The sequence below is a fragment of the Ramlibacter sp. genome, assembly GCF_013697775.1.
Taxonomy (GTDB): Bacteria; Pseudomonadota; Gammaproteobacteria; order Burkholderiales; family Burkholderiaceae_C; genus Ramlibacter.
Genome location: NZ_JACCWG010000263.1, coordinates 1 through 2472, shown reverse-complemented (window position 1 = coordinate 2472; position 2472 = coordinate 1). Strand labels below are relative to the sequence as shown.

General features: G+C 70.5%; 2 protein-coding genes. One reads left to right on the top strand and one right to left on the bottom strand.

The genetic code is table 11. From position 1 onward, the window contains the following. Positions 1 to 1695 (top strand): DUF1631 family protein (locus H0U68_RS12995; protein ID WP_296356221.1); only part of this gene is annotated, 1695 nt, incomplete at its 5' end. Positions 1696 to 1714: 19 nt separating this feature from the next. Here H0U68_RS12995 and H0U68_RS12990 read toward each other — a convergent pair. Then, a partial coding sequence (locus H0U68_RS12990; protein ID WP_296356219.1) for a LysR substrate-binding domain-containing protein occupies positions 1715 to 2472 on the bottom strand: 758 nt, incomplete at its 5' end.

Here is a 2472-nt window from a genome sequence, read left to right as displayed (position 1 = left end):
AGCGGCCCCGGCGGATTCGCCAGCAGCCAGCCGCCGGCCGGCTGGGGTGGCGGCGGCCCTGCGGGCGGCGGCATGGGTGGCGCCACCGGCATGGGCGCCGGCGCAGCAATGACCGGCCCGGGCGCTGGCGGCTATGCCGGCCAGGTTGCCGACGAAACCCGCATGATGACGTCCACCACGCCGCTGGCGCGGGCCCGCGCGCGCGCCAGCGGCGTGCTCGGGCAGCTCAAGCGGCTGCTGAGCGACAAGGTGGCCGGGTTCGACCCGCAGCATGTGACCCGGCCGTCGCCCGACCTGGCCGATGCGATGGCGCTGCACGCGACGCAGGTGCAGACGCAGGTCCAAACCCGGGCACAGGGCCAGGCCTCCCCGTCCGACGTGATGGCGTACGACAACGAGGACGTCCACCAGGTCGCGCAGGACCTGCGCCAGCGCACCGGCGAGCTCAAGCGCAAGGCCGCTACCTCGACCGAGAAGGCCACCATCGAGATCGTGGCGCTGATGTTCCAGAGCATCCTGTCGGAAGAGCGCATTCCGCCCGCGGTGCGGGTGTGGTTCGCGCGCCTGCAGATGCCGGTGCTGCGCGTGGCCATCGCCGAACCCGAATTCTTCGGCTCGCTGGAGCATCCGGCGCGCCAGCTGATCGACCGCATGGGCTCGTGCGTGCTGGGCTTCGATTCGGTCACCATTTCCGGCAGCGCGCTGGAAGTCGAGATCAAGCGGGTGGTGCAGGTGATCGAGCAGTACCCGGAAACCGGCCGGCGCGTGTTCCAGCTGGTGTACGACGAGTTCCAGAAATTCCTGTCGCGCTTCCTGACCGAAACCGGCCCCGCGCAGAAACTGGTGAGCGTGGCGCAGCAGGTCGAGCAGAAGGAGACGATGGCGATCCAGTACACCATCGAGCTGCGCAAGATGCTGGCCGACATGCCGGTGCGCGACGAGATCCGCGAGTTCCTGTTCAAGATCTGGGCCGAGGCGCTGGCCGTCGCCGCCATCAAGCACGGGCCGCAGCACGTCGAAACCATCGCGCTGAAGAAATCCGCCGCCGACCTGGTGTGGGCGGCCAGCGCCAAGCCCAACCGCAACGACCGCGCCCGCGTCATCAACGACCTGCCGCAACTGCTGCAGCGGCTGCGCCAGGGCATGGCCCTGCTGGGCCTGCAGACGGGCGCGCAGGAGGTGCACATCAAGATCATCGGCGACACGCTGGCCGACGCCTTCCTGTCCAAGACCGAGGCGATCTCGCCGGCGCTGATCGAGGACATGGCCAAGCGTCTGGCCAACCTGGAGGATTTCGTCAGCGACGACGCCACCACCGACCTGCCGCTGGACAAGGACAGCATCGAACTCATGCTGGGCATCGACGCGACCCTGATCGAGGTGCTGGGCGACGGCGGCTCGCAGCCTGGCGCCGCCATGCTGGCCTGGGCGCAGGAACTGCAGGTGGGCACCTGGCTCACGTTGGACCACAACGGCCAGACCACGCAGGTGCAGTACGCCTGGCGCAGCGACCGGCGCCAACTGCACCTGCTGGCATCGCCCGACGGCCGCAGCTACCTGGTGCAGCTGCGCCGGCTGGCGGCCTATTTGCAGGCCGGCCTGCTGGTGCCGAACGAAGAGGAAGCGCTCACGGTGCGCGCCACGCGCGACGCGCTGGCCAAGCTGGACGCCAATCCGGAACGGCTGCTTCAGTAGAAATCGCGACGCGCAGTCGCTACGCCGCTTTCTTGCCGAGCAGCTGCGTGGTTGTGCGCACGAGTTCCCGCACGAACGCCGCCACCGCAGGATGGTCGCGTTCGCCGCGCCGGTAGGCCGCTGAAATCTGCCGCCGGACGCCAGGGCGCAGCCGCACCGCCTGCAAGCCGGGGCTGGGCCGCAGCAGCCGCAGGCCCGGCACGACCGACACCGAACAGCCCGCGGCGACCATCGCCGCCACCATCTCGAAGCCGGTGCAGCGCGCGTTCACGCGCGGCTCGTACCCGGCGCGGCGGCACAGGCCGATGACGACATCGCCGAAGGCACTGGCCGTGGAGTCCATGGCCCAGGCTTCGCCACGCAGCTCGCCCATGGCGAGCGAGCGCTTGCCTGCCAGCGCGTGCGCCTGTGGCAGCAGCGCATAGAGCTGGTCTTGCGCCAGCGGCACCAGCTCCAGCTTGTCGTCGCCCTGGCCCGCGAGCGGCGCCGCCAGGTCGTCGATCAGCGCCACGTCGGTGCGCCAGGCGCCGAGCGCCGCCAGCCCGTCCAGCGGTTCCATCTCTTCCAGCACCACGTCCAGCCGCGGAAAGGCCGCGCGCAACGCCTTGATGGTTTCGGGCAGCACGGCCGACGCGATGGTCGGGAAAGCCGCGACGCGCAGTTCGCCGGCGATCTCGCGGCGCAGCTGCGCCATTTCGGAGCGGGCTTCGCCCAGCACGGCCAGGATGCGTTCGGCATGGCCCACCAGCGCCTCGCCGGCCGGCGTGAGCCGCACGC